The organism is Bacteroides sp. BFG-606 (assembly GCF_024788145.1).
In the GTDB taxonomy this organism is placed as follows: Bacteria; Bacteroidota; Bacteroidia; order Bacteroidales; family Bacteroidaceae; genus Bacteroides; species Bacteroides vicugnae.
Window position 1 is genome coordinate 2725442 of sequence record NZ_JANUIL010000001.1, and the last position, 20189, is coordinate 2745630.

A 20189-nucleotide genomic window follows, 5' to 3' on the forward strand; every position below is an offset into this window, starting at 1 on the left:
TATAGAATAAAAAAACGAAAGAAATGAAGAAACATTATATAATATTGGGGCTGTTTTGTTTGTTGGCCATAGTTGCCTGCTCGGATAATGACCCCGTCGTTGAAGTGAACAATGGCAGCCAAACAGAAGAATTGCCTCCTCTGCCAACAGAGGTCATAACGGGTAGCCGCGCCATGTGGGTGAGTTATGATCCTATTTCGGCTTCTGATCCCAATAATGCATCAGGGATTTCATCCGCATTGATTAGCTGGAGATTATTGAAGACCGATCCGTCTAATGTTGCTTTTGATATTTATAAGTCGGTAGACGGTGAGACGGAAATAAAATTGAATGAGGAACCTATTTTTTATACGACTTCTTGGGTGGATGCAGATATTGATATATCAAAAACGAATGTATATCGGGTCACTCTTGCTAATCAGGCTGAAACGCTTTGTGATTATACATTTACTTCTGAAATGGCAGAAAAGTTTTATCATGAGATTAAATTAAACATGAACGTACCCGATGCATCGATTACATATTCTCCTGATGATATTCAGCTAGGTGATTTGGATGGTGACGGTGAATTAGAGATTGTGGTGAAGAGAGAACCATACGACGGAGCGAATATGGGAGTTTGGTTTAATGGTACTACCCTGTTGGAAGCATATAAAATGGATGGAACCTTTTTGTGGCGGATTGATTTGGGGATTAACATTCGTTCCGGGTCACATTATACCTCTTATATCTTGTATGATTTTGACGGTGATGGCTTATGTGAAATAGCCTTCCGCTCTTCTGAAGGTACAAAGTTTGCCGATGGCAAAATTATCACTGACGCAAATGGGAAAGTGAATGATTATCGTAATCGCCAAACAGATGGTAAAGGTTGGTATTCCGGGGCAGCTATCCCGCGAGATGAAAATGATCCGTCTACGGCTACTACTTGCGGCTTGATAATGGAAGGTCCTGAATATATCTCTATTTGCAGGGGATATGACGGACGTGAAATAACTCGTATAGACAATATTCCACGTGGAGGAGAAGGATCGAAAGTGTCACGTGCCAAGTATTGGAGTGAATATTGGGGAGATGATTTTGGTAATCGTATGGATCGCTTCTTTATTGGTGTTGCTTATTTGGATGGTATTCCTGATGAAACAACCGGAGTGCGAGTGACTAATCCTAGTTTGATAATCAGTAGAGGTATTTATAAGAATTGGCAGGTTTGGGCACTTGATTTGAAAGGTAATGAATTGGTTCCGCGTTGGAAATTTGATACAGCTGATCATTCGTCTAAATGGTTAGGAATGTGCTCACACTGTTTCCGTGTTGCCGATTTGGACGGTGATGGAAAGGATGAGATTTTATATGGTTCGGCAGCAATTGATGATAATGGAAGCGAGTTATGGTGTAGTGGAAATGGGCATGGAGATATATTGCATGTCGGAAAATTCATTAAAGACCGTTCCGGATTACAGATTGTTGCTTCCTTTGAAGAAGCAAAAGATTATGAAGGGCAGGGAAATGGATATGCTTGTCAGGTAATTAATGCAAGAGATGGTAGTATGATTACTGGTCATGGAAGAAATTTACCGGTAGATGCAAGCGATGTCGGGCGTTGTATAGTAGCGGATGTTGATCCGGATAGTCCAGATTTTGAATATTGGTCTTCTACACAAGAAGGTATGTTCAGTTGTAATGGTACCGGATTGGTTTCTACTACATATCCTACTGGAATTGGTAGCGGAGTTATGTATAATGTGGCTATTTATTGGAGTGGTCAGTCTACTAGGGAAATGTTAGACCGCGGTTGTATTGTGAGCTATAAAGCTAATCCTGATGTAAACAAGTCAAATAAGAATCGTCTGATATCTTTTGACCTTTATGGCAGTAATCAGGGAAATCATGCCTCAAAATACAATCCTTGTTATTATGGAGATTTTTTGGGTGACTATCGTGAAGAGGTTATTTTAGGTTCAAGTGATTATAAGTCAATCTATATATTCTCTACGAATCATCCTACCACTCACCGTCTACCGCACTTGATGACAGATCATAACTATGATATGTCTCAGGCTATGCAGAACATGGGATATAATCAGGGAACTAACCTTGGTTATTATGTAGGCGCCGAAACTTTGAAGAAATCCGAAACGGAAGAACCGAAAGAATAGGAAAAGTCTTATTCTATTTAGTATAAGTTTATTAAGGAAAGAACAATCTGGTTATAGTATCGGGTTGTTCTTTTTTTTCATATTTGCACAAATCGCCATATAAATGGATGATATTCCATTTCTTTATTAATCGGCTCTCCTTATTTTTGCAGTGTGACATAGCTTATTGACGTATGAAGAACATATTTCCTCTTTTGTTCCTTTTCATCACTTTGGGAATGAACATGAATGCACAAGACAATCAAGTCTCCGGCCTCAACGCCCGCCAGTTTCATAAATATTGGAAGGTCGAATCGGAGTCTCCTGATTATAAAGTGACATTTATCGGTGATACAGCTGAAATCGTTTCTCCCAAAGGGCTAACTCTCTGGAGAAAAGAAAAGATGAATGGACGGGTGACGATTGAATATGACGCGTGCGTAGTTGTAGAAAAAGAAGGAGACCGATTGAGTGATTTGAATTGTTTCTGGATGGCTTCGGATCCTACCTATCCTGATAATATCTGGAAACGTGAAAAGTGGCGCAACGGAATCTTTCTGAATTGTTATTCCCTGCAACTCTACTATATGGGATATGGTGGAAATTATAACTCCACTACGCGCTTCCGCCGTTATGACGGTAATGAGGCAGGAATCGCAGATCCGAAAATACGTCCTGCTATATGGAAAGAATATACGGATGCCGACCATTTGCTAAAGGCAAATCACTGGTATCACATCAAGATAACCAATGAAGATAATAGGGTTAGTTATTACATCGATGGCGAGCGACTGGTGGACTTCCGCGATGCCGAACCTCTGACTGAAGGATGGTTCGGTTTTCGTACCACCTTATCACGTACCCGCATTACTAATTTTCGCTATGAATGTTCACCTCAACAGATTTCTGCCGTTCCTTTGCATTGGATCGGTGATACCCCTGAACAGGATAAAGCGGTAAGTTTCGGAGTTCCTTTTGATGAAGGAGATGTATTTCCTGCAACTCCGTTGCGGCTAAAAGTGAATGAATATCAAGATATTCCAGTGGATACCTGGCCATTAGCCTATTGGCCGGATGGCTCAGTGAAATGGAGCGGAGTTGCCGGAGTCATTCCTGCCGGAACGGAAAGATTGACATTAGAAAAAGCCTCCAAGAAAGCAAAAACGACCAATAAACAGCCTAAGGCTTCTATCTCTATCACTGAAACACCTGAAAATATTCAAATTGAAACAGGGGTACTTTCCGTTTTTATCCCTCGATACGGAGATTTCCTGATTGATAGTCTGTTATATAAAGGAACTAAAGTAGGAGAGAAAGCACATCTTATTTGTAGCACTCAAAGCAAACCGATTCAAGAAAATACATCTCAAATATCTTTTACTCGTTACATAGGAGAAATAAAATCAGTAACCGTAGAACGTCTGGGTTCAGTACGGGCACTTATAAAGTTGGAAGGCGTGCATCGGAACAGAAATAAGGAGATTGATACGAACTACTCTGAAGGGAACTACGCGAATGACTCTGATGAGAACAGTCAGAATAATCGTGAGTGGCTTCCTTTTGTTGTCCGCCTCTATTTTTATGCTGGTAGTGAACAGATAAAAATGGTGCATAGCTTTATCTATGACGGCGATCAGAAGATGGATTTCATCCGTAGTCTGGGCATTCGTTTCGATGTTCCGATGCGTGAAGCCCTGTACAACCGTCACGTCGCTTTTTCGTGTGCGGATGGAGGAGTCTGGAGTGAACCGGTGCAACCATTAGTGGGACGACGTATGCTTACCATGCCACAGGTACAAGATGAACTATCTCTGCAACAGCAACAAATGGAGGGCAAACGTATTCCTCCTTATGAAGCTTTTGACGAGAAAAACCGAGAATTGCTTAATGACTGGGCTTCATGGAATGACTACCGCCTGTCTCAACTCACGGCTGACGCATTCTCCATTCGTAAACGTACCAATGGTGATGCTCCCTGGATAGGGACTTTCTCCGGTACCCGTAGTGACGGTTATGCTTTTGCCGGTGATATAACAGGTGGACTGGGACTTTGCCTGCATGACTTCTGGCAATCTTATCCGTCTTCTATCGAAATTTCAGATGCAAGAACTCCGGTTGCCACGCTTACTGCCTGGCTGTGGAGTCCGGATGCAGAACCGATGGACTTACGCCACTATGATAATGTGGCTCACGGTCTGAATGCCAGCTATGAAGATGTGCAGGAAGGAATGAGTACTCCCTATGGTATTGCCCGCACCACCACGCTCACTCTCGTTCCGCAAGGAGGTTACACAGGAAAGAAAACTTTTGCGGATGACGCCCGACAGCTCTCTGCCACCAGCATATTAATGCCAACTCCGGAATACCTGTATAACCGTCGAGCTTTCGGAATATGGAGTCTACCCGATCGCAGTACTTCCTTTCGTATTCGTGTGGAAGAGCGTCTGGATGCTTACATCCACTTCTACCAGAAAGCTATTGAACAGAACAAATGGTATGGCTTCTGGAATTATGGTGATGTGATGCACGCTTATGATCCTGTCCGTCATACCTGGCGTTATGACGTCGGAGGCTTTGCTTGGGACAATACAGAACTAGCTTCCAATATGTGGCTTTGGTATAATTTTCTCCGTACCGGTCGTGCCGACATCTGGCGTATGGCTGAAGCCATGACCCGGCATACGGGTGAAGTCGACGTTTACCACATTGGTCCGAATGCCGGATTGGGTAGCCGTCATAATGTGAGTCATTGGGGGTGTGGTGCAAAAGAAGCACGAATCAGTCAGGCCGCCTGGAACCGTTTCTACTATTATCTCACTACTGACGAACGCTGTGGAGACTTAATGACCGAAGTTAAAGATGCCGACCATAAACTCTACGAACTAGACCCTATGCGTCTGGCTCAACCTCGCAGTGAATATCCTTGCACTGCACCTGCCCGTTTGCGTATCGGTCCCGACTGGCTGGCCTATGCAGGTAATTGGATGACAGAGTGGGAGCGTACAGGTAACACGGCTTATCGTGATAAAATCATAGCAGGAATGAAGAGTATTTCCGCCTTACCCAACCGCCTGTTTACCGGTCCAAAAGCTCTGGGATTTGATCCGGAAACAGGTATCATCACAACCGAATGTGATCCGAAATTAGAATCGACTAATCATTTAATGACGATCATGGGCGGATTTGAGGTTGCCAATGAAATGATGCGTATGATTGATATACCCGAATGGAAAGACGCCTGGCTTGACCATGCCGCACGTTATAAGAAGAAAGCATGGGAACTTAGTCACAGCCGTTTCCGTATATCCCGCCTGATGGCTTATGCGGCTTATCATCTGCGTGATAGACAAATGGCAGAAGAAGCCTGGACGGACTTATTCACCCGTTTGGAACATACACCTGCACCCTCTTTCCGCATCACGACCATTCTTCCACCGGAAGTTCCGGCTCCATTAGATGAATGTGCAAGCATCAGCACGAATGATGCTGCCCTTTGGAGTCTCGACGCTATTTATATGCAGGAAGTTATTCCGAGGGATGAATAACAGAACCGTTGATTTCCTCGTACTTCACCATGTCCCAGCCTTGGAACTGGAGTAACAGCAGGTGGAGTGTCGTACCGGTAGCCAGTTTCTGTACGATTTTATCTTTACTGTACTGCAGTAATTGCTTTCTTCCTTCTTCTGCTTGAGCTTCAAGTTCTTCAGCGGTAGCTGTACGTGGAGCATATTTCAGTTCCAGGATATAGCTGTGTTCTATATCGGAATAACGTGCTTTGTCCGGCAATAGGAAGAAGTCACAATAACCATAATTCATTTCCAGTTCCGGTTGTACGAGATAGTAGGAAGCGATTGCCAGATAAGCTTTCAGGAAGCCTTGTAAATTTCTTTCTCCCTCTATGGCATCGCGAATGGAAGAATTTTCCCGATAAGCGCGGGCAATGGTTTCAAAGAATGGTTGCCAGTGACCATCGAAGGCGAAATCATCTATCAAGTCTTTCAGGTGTGAAAGATTCAGGCTATGGGCTTGTTGATAGTAGTCGCGTAAGAATCCTAAATATTGCTCGCGTACGCAGTTGTTAGGTATACACATTTTCAAACGGTCGCCACGGGTGCCGCACATGGTGAGCAAGCCATAATAATAGAGCAGGCTTCGGAAGTTTTCAATATCCGCTATTTTCTCTGACGGGAACGAAGTATGCAAGTCTACCAATATTTCGCCTTTTGCCGCAATTTCCTCGATAGTGCTCATACGGCTTCCTTCATGGGTGGTGTCGTGGTCAATGCGTGCCAACATTTTCAATTTGCTGTAATCCGTACGGATATTTTTGTCTACCATGTTTTCGGGCGGGCGGTGGAAGTCAATTTGGTTACGCAGATAATATAAAGTCATATCGCAATTGAATACACGGTCGTTGTCTAAAGACATTCTGGCAAAGCAATAATTGTTGTACCATGGCTTCATTTCCGTAATCATTGCTTCTATATTACCGACCAGCAAACCGTTTTGCTGATAATAACACAGCATTTCACGTACTTCTGTCTCATCAAATCCCATCATAGCATTGAAACGGGAATCGGTCGATATATTCCAATCGATATTATATCCACTGGATAAGTCATCCAAAGTGATAGGACTGACTCCCATTAGGAAAATCCGGTTGAACATACCTTTGAATTGCTTGAAGTATTCACGGTAAAAACCGCTGGCATGAGTCAGATCATGGAACATTTTCTGTCCGTGTTCGCTCAATATGACGTTGGTAAAGTTGTCATATTCGTCGATTATCAGATAGAGAGGATATCCTTTTTCTTTTGCTTTTATCTCAATATAAGCGAGTTTTGCTTTGGCACTTTCGATGTTTTCAACCGTTTCCTTAAAATCTGCATCATAGAAAGGTGCATATTGATGTGCAAATTGATTGATGATGATGCTGCAATATTCATTGAAGCTACTCATCAAGTCTGCTCCCGGCAGCGAACAACCGGCTTTTGAGAAGTCAAAGAAAAGGACCTGGAAACTGTTGCGTTGTTCAGTCGGGTGACTTCCTATCCATAAGTCGCCGAAATATTTGTCGAAATTATCTTTCTGTAATATGTCGTAATAGGTATGCATCATACTTAGAAACAAGCTTTTTCCAAAACGTCTCGGACGAATCAGGAAAAGGTAGCTGGGCATTTCCTCAATAAGGGGGAGATACATGGTTTTATCGACGAAATAGAAGTTTCCATTTCTCATTTGGTTGAAATCGGATATTCCGTATGGTATTCCTTTCACTTGGCTCATATTGGCAGACTTTTAATTAGCATAGGCAAAGTTAATCTATTCTGTGGAATAAATCAATGATTTGTGGCCGTATTTGCAGAGGATAGCTGTTTGCCTCTTTTTGAAAAGAAGACGATTCTATCCTATCTCGATGTTCTGTTTTTAAGATTAAACCGGAGAATGATCGTTTTAGGATTGGTAAACTGGAAGAAAAACTGTATAAATAGGTGCAATAATATACGGGAATATAGACGAAAAGTGAATGATAACCGATAGAATATACTGTTTCTCTAATAGATAAATGGTTCATTGGGTTTAAACCAACGAGGTGTTCCTCGGTGAGGAACGCTGTCTTCCCCACCGAGGAACCTATCCTTTATCGGTGAGGAAGCTGCAAGTGTGCTCTTTTGGGGGTGGTATTTCTCTAATTGGATCGAAAATAAAGAAAGAACCTAAATGCTATTATGAATAGTGTTTTACTAAAATGATATCTATCTGCAAGGGATGGATATATAATAATTTCCTATTTGACAGCTAACGGCAGTGAAAAGTGAAATGAAGAAATAAGATGTTGGCAAATGCCGGAATTATTTCATCCTCCCTTATTCATTTATGTCATTCTTCCTTTTCTGCAATGCTTAAATATTCCTTTTTTAATATTGAATATGTAAGCATTCGATATGGTCGATATTTCTTCTTTGTCTTTATTGCATTATTATTTCAGATACTCTTTCAACGGGCAATCGGTCTTTTTCAGTCCTTCGGCAATGCTTTTCGCATTCATGTGTGCTCCCTTCAGGGAAGTGTGCGTATGGTCGTGGTTATAGTAAGTAGCCGCTTTCTTGATACCCACCTTTTCCAGTTTATCGGCACTAATCTTATTTAGATCAATGAAGTAAGCTCCGGTAGCTTCGGCTGCTTCACGTGTCCATTTACCAAAAGACTCTGTGTTGCGTTCTATTTTTCCATCTTTCCATTTGTTACGCGGAGTATGGCTTAGAACGATGGGAACAGCTCCTTTCTCCTGAACGTCCATAATGAATTTCCGAAGATACCAGCCGAATGTATAAATCACCTGATATTTCCCTGTTTTCTCCATCAAAAAGACTTTGCTCTCGTCACCGGAACCACGCAGTTCGGCACGGGCTTTGCCTACATTAATGTCTCCCGCATCATTATGTCCGAACTGAATCAGCACAAAATCTCCCGGCTGCAAGGCATTATAAACCTTATCCCAACGACCTTCGTCCAGGAAAGTGCGGGCACTGCGTCCTGCCATGGCACGGTTTTCTACAGAAATTTTATCCAGATTGAACTCATCGGCAATTACGCTTCCCCAACCCCACATACCGTTTTTGTCTTTATCTTCATTTCGGACTGTACTGTCTCCGATAGTAAACAATACCGGACGTCCATCTTTACGACTGGAGCCTGTCACAGTATCCTTCTCAACGGGTTTCAGATAATTGGCCAATTCCAGTCCCTCATAAGCACGTATTCCATCCGCAGCAGATTCCGCATTGACCTTAGCACCGAAAGCACTTGTGTGTATACGGTCGATGTAGAACATATATTTCACCTTATTCTTACCGAACTTCTCGAATTTGCGGGCACTGATATCATTCAAATCAATAAAAGGAACCCCCTGTTCTTCGGCTACTTGCTTTGCCCACAATCCGAAAGTCTTGTTGACGCGTGTGATGATGGTGCTGTCTTTATCTTCCCAAGCATTACGGGGAGTAAGCGAGAATAGGATAGGATGAGCACCTTTTGCTTTTACATCCTGAATAAAACGGCGCATATATTCCCCGTATGTATATACGGTTTCTTTCACTCCGGTCTCTTTGATGGTTACGTTCAGCGTATCTTTGCCGATTCCCGGAATAGAGGCGCGGGCACGTCCGCTGTCATAAGGACCATTATCATTGTGTCCCAATTCGATGATAACCCAGTCTCCGGGGCGTACCCCTTTGATTACATCCGGCCAAAGACGGTTGTAGAAAGTACGGCTGCTGGTACCTCCCAACGCATGATTCTCAACAGTAATCCGGTTGGAATCGAAATAGTCGCCGGCAAAATAGCCCCATCCCCATTGTCCGTTGTTGCCATTTCCTAAAGTTCCGGTACGCATGGTTGAATTACCTACCAGAAACAGAACCGGGTTGTTACCTTTCCGGCTGGAACCGGCTTCCGGCCGCGAGGTGCGTGCCTTATTCAAGCTGTCCAGCGTGTTGTCAACCACCTGATTGACGTCTGCCATGGGAGCGGAAACTTTATTTTGCGCTTGCAGTTGTAAACTGCATACAATGATTATCAGTCCGCACGTATACTGAAACAATTTATTTTTCATGTTCGTTTTCTTTTTTAGGCACGGATTACACGGATTTCACGGTTTTAGTGCTATGATTACGTAAAACAACCGTGTTAATCCGTGTAATCCGTGCCTTATTATTCTCTTATGCCTTATCGAAAACTGTATGTTATTTTAATTTATAAACTTCTGTTCCGGCAAGCAGGAAACAACCGACTCCGTAGTCTTCAAAATCGGGTACACTCTTGTAAGTAACCGGCTGTCCGTCTTTAGGCTCCTTGCCTGTTCCCTGCACATATCCCAGAAATCCGTTCGGGTGTACGGCATCTTTCACCATAGCGTTCCATGCTTTTAAAAGGACGGGAAGATACTCTTTACGGTCGAGCAATCCGTTGCGGACTCCCCAAGCCATACCATAAACAAATAAGGCTGTACCGGAAGTCTCTTTTCCTCCGAAGTTCGTCGGGTCGTGAAGACTGACATTCCAGAAACCATCTTCACGCTGACATTTCTTCAAAGCCTTGCTCATGGTCAGGAAATCATTGATATAGTCCTGACGATGTTTCTCGTCAGAAGGAATTTCATCCAACACACGTACCAAAGCAGCATATACCCATCCGTTTCCACGACTCCAATAGCAATCTTCGCCATTCGGCTCTTTATATGGAGGATTAAAATCCTGATCGCGCCACCACAGACCGTCTTTAGGGTTGAACATACCCGTTTCATCGTGTTGGCTGCGTGTGTAGTAGTACATATCCCACATCTTATCGTAGTATTTCTGTTCTCCGGTCATTTTTCCGAATTTAGCGAAGATAGGCATTGCCATTTGTACGGCATCAATCCACCACCAGTCGTTCACCTGCGGCGTATTCACCACCATATCGATGCTCGCTTTGATATTCCGGATCATATTCGGGTCTGACGGACAGATTTTATAGATATCAATGTATGCCTGTCCGCAACAATGATCGTCCGCATTACGGGTAGTATTGCCGTTGCGCATTCCCCATTTGTGGAAATCTGCCCAGTCGTAAGTATACTTATAATAATCCTCGCGCGGATAAATAGAATAGAGAGCCATCAATCCTTCATAGTATACACCACGCGTCCAGATATTGCTGGGACGTACACGACCATAAAAACTGGGAGTAGTGTAATCGGCATACTTCTTCATAAAGTAGTCATTCACCTTTATGATATTCTCTAAAGTCTCTTTTTGTGCCGGGAGCTCTTGTGCTGTGACCGTATGGACTGGTATCAGACAAGAAAGAAGCAATCCTGTAAAGAGTAAGAATAGTGGTTTCTTCATGGTACAATAGTTCTGTTTTATTAATTTGCTGTTTATAATAATTTCTATTGCAAAGGTAAGAGACGTTTCTTTCTTTTTCAATGGATTTTCGTGCAAATGTCTTTAAATTCGTTCACAAGGCAGCAGGAAATAGCGTAAAATGCATACCTAATGATGATTTCTACATATATCTGTACAATATTCTATTTCATGAATGGACTGCGTCCTTTACTTTTGTGTTGTAATTTGATAATCGATAAAACTATGAAGTGCATAACTCTTTATTTTAGTTTCTGCCTGATAGCTATCTCCTCGATAGCCCAGCCAAACTATGACTTTTCGAAGTTAAAACGCGAACGTCTGGGACGTGGTGTAATTGCTATCCGGGAGAATCCGTCTACTGTAGCTGTTTCCTGGCGTTATTTGTCTTCCGACCCGATGAATGAATCTTTTGATATTTATAGGAATGGTGAAAAGATAAATAACCATCCGTTGAAGGATGCCACTTTCTTTCAGGATGCTTATACAGGAACAGAATCTGTACTTTATACCGTGAAAGCAAGGGAAGGGAAAACGGAAAGCAGCTATCAATTACCGGCAAATGCCCCGTCGGGTTATCTGAATATTCCGTTGAACCGCCCCGAAGATGGTACGACTCCGTTAGGACAAAACTATTTTTATACTCCGAATGATGCCAGTATCGGTGACGTGGACGGTGATGGTGAATATGAGATTATTCTGAAATGGGATCCGAGTAATGCACATGATAATTCACATGACGGCTATACGGGAGAAGTATATGTTGATTGCTATAAGTTGAGCGGAAAACTATTATGGCGTATTAATCTGGGACGTAACATACGTGCCGGTGCACACTACACCCAGTTTATGGTGTTCGATTTCGATGGTGACGGCAAAGCGGAAGTAGTGATGAAGACCGCGGACGGAACGGTGGATGGAACAGGAAAAGTGATTGGGGATGCGCAGGGTGACTATCGAAGTGAGCAGGGGCGTATTCTGACCGGACCGGAATATCTGACAGTATTCAACGGATTGACAGGAGAAGCGATGCAAACAATTGATTATGTGCCCGAAAGAGGAAACCTGATGGATTGGGGAGACAGTCGTGGTAATCGCAGCGACCGTTTTCTGGCTTGCGTTGCCTATCTCGACGGCATACACCCGAGCGTAGTGATGTGTCGCGGATATTATACACGTACTGTTTTGGCTGCTTTTGACTGGGATGGAAAGGAACTGAAACAACGTTGGGTATTCGACAGTAATAATCCCGGTTGTGAAGATTATGCCGGACAGGGAAACCATAACCTGCGGGTAGGTGATGTGGACGGTGACGGATGCGATGAGATCATCTACGGTTCATGCGCCATAGACCATAATGGCAAAGGACTCTACACCACGAAAATGGGACACGGCGATGCCATTCACCTGACTCATTTCGACCCTTCTCGTAAAGGGCTGCAAGTATGGGATTGCCATGAAAATAAACGTGACGGTTCTACCTATCGGGATGCAGCTACCGGAGAAATTTTATTTCAGATTAAAGACAGTACGGATGTGGGGCGTTGTATGGCAGCCGATATTGACCCGACTCAACCGGGCGTTGAAATGTGGTCTGTTGCTTCCGGAGGAATAAGGAATGTGAAAGGAGAAGTAGTAAAAGACCGGGTGAGAGGTTTATCCTGTAATATGGCTGTCTGGTGGGATGGAGATTTGTTGCGTGAATTGCTAGATCGAAATAGGATCAGCAAATACAATTGGGAAAAAGGAATCTGTGAGCGCATAGCTATTTTTGAGGGGACTCTTTCTAATAATGGAACCAAAGCGAATCCTTGCCTTCAGGGAGATATCGTGGGTGACTGGCGTGAAGAAGTACTGATGCGTACAGCTGATAATACAGCTTTGCGGCTTTACGTCTCCACTATTCCTACCGACTATCGTTTTCATACTTTCCTCGAAGATCCGATTTATCGTATAAGTATCGCTACCCAGAATGTTGCTTATAATCAGCCTACGCAGCCCGGATTCTATTTCGGACCGGAGCTTCAGGGCACTGTATTCAGAGGATGTAAAATACCTAAAAAATAGATTATGAATATTCGTATCATAACCATTGCTTTATTGCTGGCAACCTTGCCGGTTAGTGCACAGAAAAAGAAAACGGTAGTGAATGATTCAAATACTCCTTTACATTTGCTGCAACCTGCCTATCAGGGTACTTATGGTGACCTGACACCCAGGCAGGTCAAGAAAGATATAGACCGTGTATTTGCTTATATTGATAAGGAGACTCCGGCACGTGTGGTAGATAAGAACACTGGTAAACTGATAACCGACTACACCACGATGGGAGAGGAAGCGCAACTGGAACGTGGTGCTTTCCGTCTGGCAAGTTACGAATGGGGAGTAACCTATTCTGCCTTGATAGCAGCTGCCGAAGCCACGGGCGATCAACGTTACATGGACTATGTGCAGAACCGTTTCCGCTTCCTGGCGGAAGTGGCGCCTCATTTCAAACGTGTGTACGAAGAGAAAGGCACGACAGATCCTCAACTGCTGCAAATCCTCACTCCTCATGCCCTGGATGATGCCGGGGCTGTGTGTGCAGCGATGGTGAAAGTCCGTGTGAAAGACCGCTCGCTTCCTGTAGACGGATTAATTGAGAACTATTTTGATTTTATTCAGAATAAAGAATACCGGTTGGCAGATGGTACTTTTGCCCGCAATCGTCCGCAACATAATACACTTTGGCTGGATGACATGTTTATGGGGATTCCGGCAGTAGCCCAGATGAGCCGTTATGACAAGGCTCAAAAAGAGATATATCTGGCGGAGGCTGTCAGACAATTCCTGCAATTTGCCGACCGTATGTTTATCCCTGAAAAAGGTTTGTATCGTCATGGATGGGTGGAAAGCAGTACCGATCATCCTGCCTTTTGTTGGGCGCGTGCCAATGGATGGGCTATGCTGACAGCATGTGAATTGCTCGATGTATTACCGGAAGATTACCCCCAACGCGCGAAAGTGATGGATTATTTCCGGGCTCATGTACGCGGAGTGACTGCCTTGCAAAGTGGAGAAGGGCTTTGGCATCAATTGCTCGACCGGAATGATTCTTATCTGGAGACGTCTGCTACGGCTATTTACGTATACTGTTTGGCGCATGCTATCAATAAAGGCTGGATTGATGCCATTGCTTATGGACCTGTCGCTCATTTGGGATGGCATGCCGTGGCCGGTAAGATCAATGCGGAAGGTCAGGTGGAAGGCACTTGTGTGGGTACGGGGATGGCTTTCGATCCTGCTTTTTATTACTATCGTCCGGTCAATGTATATGCGGCACATGGATACGGACCGGTGCTTTGGGCAGGTGCGGAAATGATTTCTCTATTGAAGAATCAGTACCCGCAGATGAATGACAGCGCCGTTCAGTATTATCAGGTGAAACAGAAGACGACTGCACCTATTTTTGCCATCGATACAGAAGAAAAGAAAGATTAACTTTAAATAGATAGAACCATGAAACGAGAAGCTTTTAAAATGTATTTAAAACCCGGATGTGAAGCTGAATATGAGAAAAGACACGCTGCCATCTGGCCCGAATTGAAAGCATTGCTTTCCAAGAACGGAGTGTCGGACTATTCGATTTATTGGGATAAGGAGACCAATATCCTGTTTGCTTTCCAGAAAACGGAAGGTGAGGCTGGTTCGCAGGACTTGGGTAATACGGAGATTGTGCAGAAATGGTGGGACTATATGGCGGATATCATGGAAGTGAATCCGGACAACTCGCCGGTGTCCATTCCTTTGCCGGAAGTATTTCACATGGATTGATTTTTTAGTAATTAGGTTCGTTGTTTCTTTTATTATCTCAACTATCTTGATTATTTTTGTCCAACATTAATTATTAATCTTGGAATCTATATGATGCAAAGACACCTTTTAATCTTTACCTTTCTTGTTAGTTTTGTGTTGAATGCCTATGGTGCGATAGAGCTTCGTTCTACACAAATGAGAACGAGTGACGGTCTTCCCAATAACTCTATTCGATACATTTATCAGGATAGCAAAGGTTTTTTGTGGCTGGCTACTTTGAACGGATTAAGTCGTTATGACGGCAACTCTTTTCTTACTTTCCGTCCGGAAATCGGTGACAAGGTGTCTTTGGCAGACAACCGTATCTACGATCTGACAGAAGATAAAGATGGTTTTTTGTGGATTTCCACTACACCTGAATTATATAGTTGCTATGATTTGCAACGTGCCCGTTTTGTTGACTATACCGGTTGTGGCGAACTAAGACAGAATTATTCAGGGGTATTTGTAGCTGCTAACGGAGATGTCTGGCTTTCCCATTCGGGAAACGGCTGCCGGAAGATGGTACATCAGAAAAATGGTGAGATGACATCTACCGTATTCAGGACCGAACGTGGAAACCTGCCGGATAACCGGGTGAAATTCGTGAATGAGGACACCAGTGGGCGTATTTGGATCGGCACTCAATGCGGTCTGGTTTCTGTCTCCAACGGACAATATCGGATAGAAGACCGATTAATCCACTTCACTTCTTCGCTGTCCTATAAGGACGATATGTATTTCCTTACAGCAGATGGAGATATCTATTATTATCAGGAGGCTACTCAAAAAATGCAAAAGTTGGCTTCTCTTGCCACTGTGGCAGGGGCGACATCGCCAACCGGAAATTTCCTGTTGAAAGATAAGTGGGTGATCCTGACTACTACCGGAGTATATACTTATAAGTTTGCTACCGGAGAGATGGCCGCAGATCCTCGTTTGAATATTAAAAAGGGAGAACTGATACGTGATAATCGTGGAGATTATTGGATATACAATCATACGGGACGACTTACATATGTGCTTGCCGAAACCGGAGAGAGTAAGGACTTCCAGTTGATTCCCCAGGATAAGATAAGTTATATCGACTTTGAACGTTATCATATCGTCCATGATTCCCGGGGAATTATTTGGATTTCGACCTATGGAAATGGGCTTTTCGCTTATAATACCGCCGAAGATAAACTGGAGCATTTTGTGGCGAACATTAATGACCAGAGTCATATCAGTTCGGATTTCCTGCAATATGTGATGGAAGATCGTGCCGGTGGCATCTGGGTAGCTTCGGAATATTCAGGCTTGTCCCGTATTTCCGTATTGAATGAAGGAACCTCCCGCATCTATCCCGAATCCCGTGATTTGTTCGACCGGTCGAACACCATCCGTATGCTTACCAGAATGTCTAATGGAGATATCTGTGTAGGTACGCGTAAGGGGGGATTATACACCTTTGATTCAAGCCTTCGTTCGAAAATGACCAATCAATATTTCCATTCTAATATCTATGCTCTCACCGAAGACAAGCAGGGACGAATGTGGATGGGAACTCGTGGAAATGGTCTCAAAGTGGGGGATACCTGGTATTATAATAATCCTTCTGATCTGACAGCCTTATCCGATAACAACGTTTTTGCCATTTATCGCGACCGTAAAGACCGCATGTGGATAGGAACATTTGGCGGTGGGCTGGAACTGGCCGAACCTACTCCCGACGGTAAATATAAATTCCGTCATTTCTTCCAGCAAACATTCGGGATGAGGATGGTGCGTGTGATAGAAGAAGATGCAAATGGGATGGTGTGGGTAGGAACCAGTGAGGGGATTTGTGTTTTTCATCCGGATTCATTGATTGCAGATGCCGATAATTATCATCTTTTCAGTTATACAAACGGAAAGTTTTGCAGTAATGAAATCAAGTGTATCTACCGGGATACGGAAGGGCGGATGTGGATTGGTACGTCCGGTTCGGGACTGAATCTTTGTGAGCCGCAGGATAACTATTGCTCTTTGAAATATGAACATTACGGAACTTCCGAAGGATTGGTTAACGATGTAATCCAGTCCATTCTGGGAGATAAAAAGGGGAATCTATGGGTTGCTACCGAATATGGTATTTCCAAATTTAATCCGGCTACCCATTCTTTTGAAAACTATTTCTTTTCTTCCTATACACTGGGAAATGTGTATAGTGAGAATAGTGCCTGTATGCGCGAAGATGGAAAACTGCTTTTTGGCACAAACTACGGATTAATAGTGATCGATCCTGAAAAGATACAGGATAATGAAACTTTCTCTCCGGTTGTTTTCACGGATTTATATGTCAATGGAACGCAGATGAATCCGCAGATGGAGGACTCTCCGTTAAAGCAATCGTTGGCTTATTCGGACGAAATAACCCTGAAGTTTTTTCAGAACTCATTCCTGATAGATTTCTCTACTTTTGATTATTCGGATAGCGGTCATACCAAATATATGTATTGGTTGGAAAATTACGATCAGGGATGGAGTGCTCCTTCTCCTCTGAATTTTGCTTCGTTTAAGTATCTTAATCCGGGAACTTATATACTTCACGTCAAGTCGAGCAATGGAACGGGTGTTTGGAATGATAGCGAGACTACACTGAAAATTGTAATTGTCCCTCCATTCTGGAAAACGACTTGGGCAATGCTGGGTTATGTGCTGTTATTAATCATAGCCTTGTACTTTGCTTTCCGTATCGTTCGTAACTTTAATGGCTTGCGTAACCGCATCAATGTAGAAAAGCAGTTGACAGAATATAAACTGGTGTTTTTTACCAATATCTCTCATGAATTCCGTACTCCGCTTACCTTGATTCAGGGAGCATTGGAGAAGATTCAACGGGTGACTGATATCCCGCGTGAATTGATATATCCGCTGAAAACAATGGATAAGAGCACGCAGCGTATGTTGAGGCTTATCAATCAGTTGCTGGAATTCAGAAAGATGCAGAATAATAAGCTGGCACTCTCTTTAGAGGAAACGGATGTCATCTCTTTCCTTTATGAAATATTTTTGAGCTTCGGAGATGTAGCGGAACAAAAGAATATGAATTTCCGTTTCCTGCCTTCGGTGCCGTCCTATAAAATGTTTATTGATAAAGGAAATTTGGATAAGGTGACTTATAACCTGCTTTCAAATGCCTTTAAATATACTCCTTCGAACGGAACAATTATTCTCTCGGTGAATGTGGACGAAGGGAAGCAAACCTTGCAGATTCAGGTTTCCGATACGGGAGTCGGCATTCCTAAAGAGAAGCAGAACGAATTGTTCAAGCGATTTATGCAGAGTAACTTCTCCGGTGACAGTATCGGTGTAGGGTTGCATTTGAGCCATGAACTAGTTCAGGTACATAAAGGAACGATTGAGTATAAGGATAATGAAGGCGGTGGTTCAGTATTTACCGTATGCATTCCGACGGATAAGACGGTGTATTCGGAGAAAGACTTCCTTGTCCCGGGCAATGTACTGCTGAAAGAGGCAGACGGACATGCGCATCATTTGTTGCAGCTCTCTGAAGAACTTCCTGACTCGGAAAAACTGGCTGTTCCTCTGAATAAACGGAAAGTCTTGATTATTGAAGATGACAATGATATTCGTGAATTCTTGAAAGAGGAAATCGGAGCCTATTTCGAAGTGGAAGTTGCAGCCGACGGTACGTCCGGATTTGAGAAGGCACGTACGTATGATGCCGATTTGATTATCTGTGATGTCCTGATGCCGGGAATGACGGGATTTGAGGTAACTAAGAAGCTGAAATCGGATTTTGATACGAGCCATATTCCTATCATTCTGCTGACTGCTTTGAGTTCGCCGGAGAAACATCTGGAAGGTATAGAAGCCGGAGCGGATGCTTACATAGCCAAACCGTTTAGTGTAAAATTGTTGTTGGCACGTGTATTCCGCCTGATCGAGCAGCGCGATAAATTGCGTGAGAAGTTCTCCAGTGAACCGGGTATTGTGCGTCCGGCCATGTGTACCACTGACCGGGATAAAGAATTTGCAGATCGGTTGGCTGCCATCCTTGAACAGAACCTCGCCCGGCCTGAATTCTCTATTGATGAGTTTGCACAGATGATGAAGTTGGGACGAACGGTATTTTATCGGAAACTACGTGGAGTAACGGGATATTCGCCTAATGAATATTTACGTGTTGTGCGCATGAAGAAAGCAGCCGAGTTGTTACTGTCGGAAGATAATCTGACGGTTGCAGAAGTCTCCTATAAGGTGGGTATCAGCGATCCTTTCTATTTCAGTAAATGCTTCAAAGCTCAATTCGGAGTAGCACCGTCCGTTTATCAACGTGGTGTGAGTAATGATAATGATTCTCCGCAGGATTCATAAGAATAAGATTAACTAAAACAGCATAGTATGAGACTAATTTCTTTTTGTAAAATATTACTTTTAAGCGGTTGCTTTACAACTGTTTGTACTTCTATGAATGCACAAGACAAAGTTATGAAAAAACAGGATTCGCCTATTGATATAGATTTGTGGCAAAACGGCTTACCCAATACGAATGGGATGGAAGCCCAGGGATATGATGATAAAAAGAATAATTTCAAACCTAGTATCCGGGTATATTTGCCGAAAGCTTCTCAACAGCCGGCGAGAGCTGTTTTTATATGTCCGGGAGGTGGATACGGGCATTTGGCAATGGCTCACGAGGGGTATGACTGGGCACCGTTTTTCAATGAACAGGGAATAGCTGCTATTGTCTTGAAGTACCGTATGCCTAATGGTAATCGGGAAGTTCCCATGTCGGATGCATACGAAGCTATTCGTTATGCGAAAGAACATGCTTCTGAATGGAACATTAATCCTGATTGTATTGGCATCATGGGATTTTCGGCAGGTGCTCATTTGGCCTCTACAGTGGCTACGCATGCTTCCGAAGAACTTCGTCCTGCTTTTCAGATTCTTTTTTATCCGGTAATTTCGATGGAATCTAAATACGGGCATGGTGGATCGTGCAGACAGTTTCTAGGTGAAAGAGCAACGGAGGAATTGAAAAAGGAATTTAGTAATGAGTATCAGGTGGATTCTCTTACACCAAGAGCGTTTATAGCTTTATCCGATGACGACAGGGGCGTGGTACCTATGAATTCTATTCGTTACTATTCTGCTTTGAAAGAAAAGGAGATACCGGCTGCCATGTATATTTATCCCAGTGGTGGACACGGATGGGGAATGAAAGATAGTTTTAAATTCCGCAATGAAATGTTGATGGAGCTGAAAGCTTGGCTAATGACTTTTTAGGGGAGGCTATTAAAGCAGTGCTAATACCTGTTGA

The 20189-nt window shown here is 43.4% G+C and carries 10 protein-coding genes; 7 read left to right on the forward strand and 3 right to left on the reverse strand.

The genetic code is table 11. From position 1 onward, the window contains the following. Positions 1-23: 23 nt before the first annotated feature. The gene (locus tag NXV01_RS09635) at positions 24-2159 is read left to right on the forward strand and encodes a hypothetical protein (protein WP_217721970.1); all 2136 of its coding nucleotides are present in this window, start codon (positions 24-26) and stop codon (positions 2157-2159) included. A 173-nt stretch (positions 2160-2332) separates the two neighbouring features. Next, entirely contained in the window at positions 2333-5683 is a 3351-nt protein-coding gene (locus tag NXV01_RS09640; RefSeq protein WP_259022274.1) for a DUF6250 domain-containing protein, read from the forward strand. Here the strand turns inward: NXV01_RS09640 and NXV01_RS09645 are convergent. From NXV01_RS09645 to NXV01_RS09655, 3 genes are all read right to left on the reverse strand, one after another. Then, the gene (locus tag NXV01_RS09645) at positions 5664-7424 is read right to left on the reverse strand and encodes an ATP-binding protein (RefSeq protein WP_259022275.1); all 1761 of its coding nucleotides are present in this window, start codon (positions 7422-7424) and stop codon (positions 5664-5666) included. The genes NXV01_RS09640 and NXV01_RS09645 overlap by 20 nt on opposite strands. Before the next feature lie 694 nt (positions 7425-8118). Then, positions 8119-9753 (reverse strand): rhamnogalacturonan acetylesterase, encoded by a 1635-nt coding sequence (locus NXV01_RS09650; RefSeq protein WP_259022276.1) that lies wholly within the window; start codon positions 9751-9753, stop codon positions 8119-8121. Between the two features lie 130 nt (positions 9754-9883). Continuing rightward, complete coding sequence (locus NXV01_RS09655) at positions 9884-11026, reverse strand: glycoside hydrolase family 88 protein (RefSeq protein WP_167511721.1); 1143 nt, start codon at positions 11024-11026, stop codon at positions 9884-9886. 243 nt (positions 11027-11269) lie between these two features. Between NXV01_RS09655 and NXV01_RS09660 the strand changes: the two genes are divergently transcribed. The 5 genes from NXV01_RS09660 to NXV01_RS09680 all read left to right on the forward strand — a co-directional run bounded on the left by NXV01_RS09660 (position 11270) and on the right by NXV01_RS09680 (position 20155). Beyond that, positions 11270-13111 (forward strand): rhamnogalacturonan lyase, encoded by a 1842-nt coding sequence (locus NXV01_RS09660; protein WP_259022277.1) that lies wholly within the window; start codon positions 11270-11272, stop codon positions 13109-13111. A gap of 3 nt (positions 13112-13114) precedes the next feature. Continuing rightward, a complete protein-coding gene (locus NXV01_RS09665) occupies positions 13115-14524 on the forward strand; it encodes a glycoside hydrolase family 105 protein (protein WP_234131857.1) in 1410 nt (469 codons plus the stop codon). A gap of 18 nt (positions 14525-14542) precedes the next feature. Continuing rightward, positions 14543-14857 (forward strand): L-rhamnose mutarotase, encoded by a 315-nt coding sequence (gene rhaM / locus NXV01_RS09670; RefSeq protein ID WP_004301580.1) that lies wholly within the window; start codon positions 14543-14545, stop codon positions 14855-14857. Positions 14858-14947: 90 nt separating this feature from the next. After that, positions 14948-19240, forward strand: coding sequence for a two-component regulator propeller domain-containing protein (locus tag NXV01_RS09675; protein WP_259022279.1), 4293 nt, complete (start codon positions 14948-14950; stop codon positions 19238-19240). A gap of 114 nt (positions 19241-19354) precedes the next feature. Further along, positions 19355-20155 carry an alpha/beta hydrolase gene (locus tag NXV01_RS09680; RefSeq protein WP_259022280.1) on the forward strand — a complete coding sequence of 267 codons (801 nt, stop codon included), beginning with the start codon at positions 19355-19357 and terminating at the stop codon, positions 20153-20155. Positions 20156-20189: the final 34 nt, after the last annotated feature.

Bases quoted from the DNA above. Each gene is read 5' to 3' on its own strand.
- NXV01_RS09635 (WP_217721970.1), top strand. From the start codon at position 24: ATGAAGAAACATTATATAATATTGGGGCTGTTTTGTTTGTTGGCCATA.
- NXV01_RS09640 (WP_259022274.1), top strand. From the start codon at position 2,333: ATGAAGAACATATTTCCTCTTTTGTTCCTTTTCATCACTTTGGGAATG.
- NXV01_RS09645 (WP_259022275.1), bottom strand. From the start codon at position 7,424: ATGAGCCAAGTGAAAGGAATACCATACGGAATATCCGATTTCAACCAA.
- NXV01_RS09650 (WP_259022276.1), bottom strand. From the start codon at position 9,753: ATGAAAAATAAATTGTTTCAGTATACGTGCGGACTGATAATCATTGTA.
- NXV01_RS09655 (WP_167511721.1), bottom strand. From the start codon at position 11,026: ATGAAGAAACCACTATTCTTACTCTTTACAGGATTGCTTCTTTCTTGT.
- NXV01_RS09660 (WP_259022277.1), top strand. From the start codon at position 11,270: ATGAAGTGCATAACTCTTTATTTTAGTTTCTGCCTGATAGCTATCTCC.
- NXV01_RS09665 (WP_234131857.1), top strand. From the start codon at position 13,115: ATGAATATTCGTATCATAACCATTGCTTTATTGCTGGCAACCTTGCCG.
- rhaM (WP_004301580.1), top strand. From the start codon at position 14,543: ATGAAACGAGAAGCTTTTAAAATGTATTTAAAACCCGGATGTGAAGCT.
- NXV01_RS09675 (WP_259022279.1), top strand. From the start codon at position 14,948: ATGATGCAAAGACACCTTTTAATCTTTACCTTTCTTGTTAGTTTTGTG.
- NXV01_RS09680 (WP_259022280.1), top strand. From the start codon at position 19,355: ATGAAAAAACAGGATTCGCCTATTGATATAGATTTGTGGCAAAACGGC.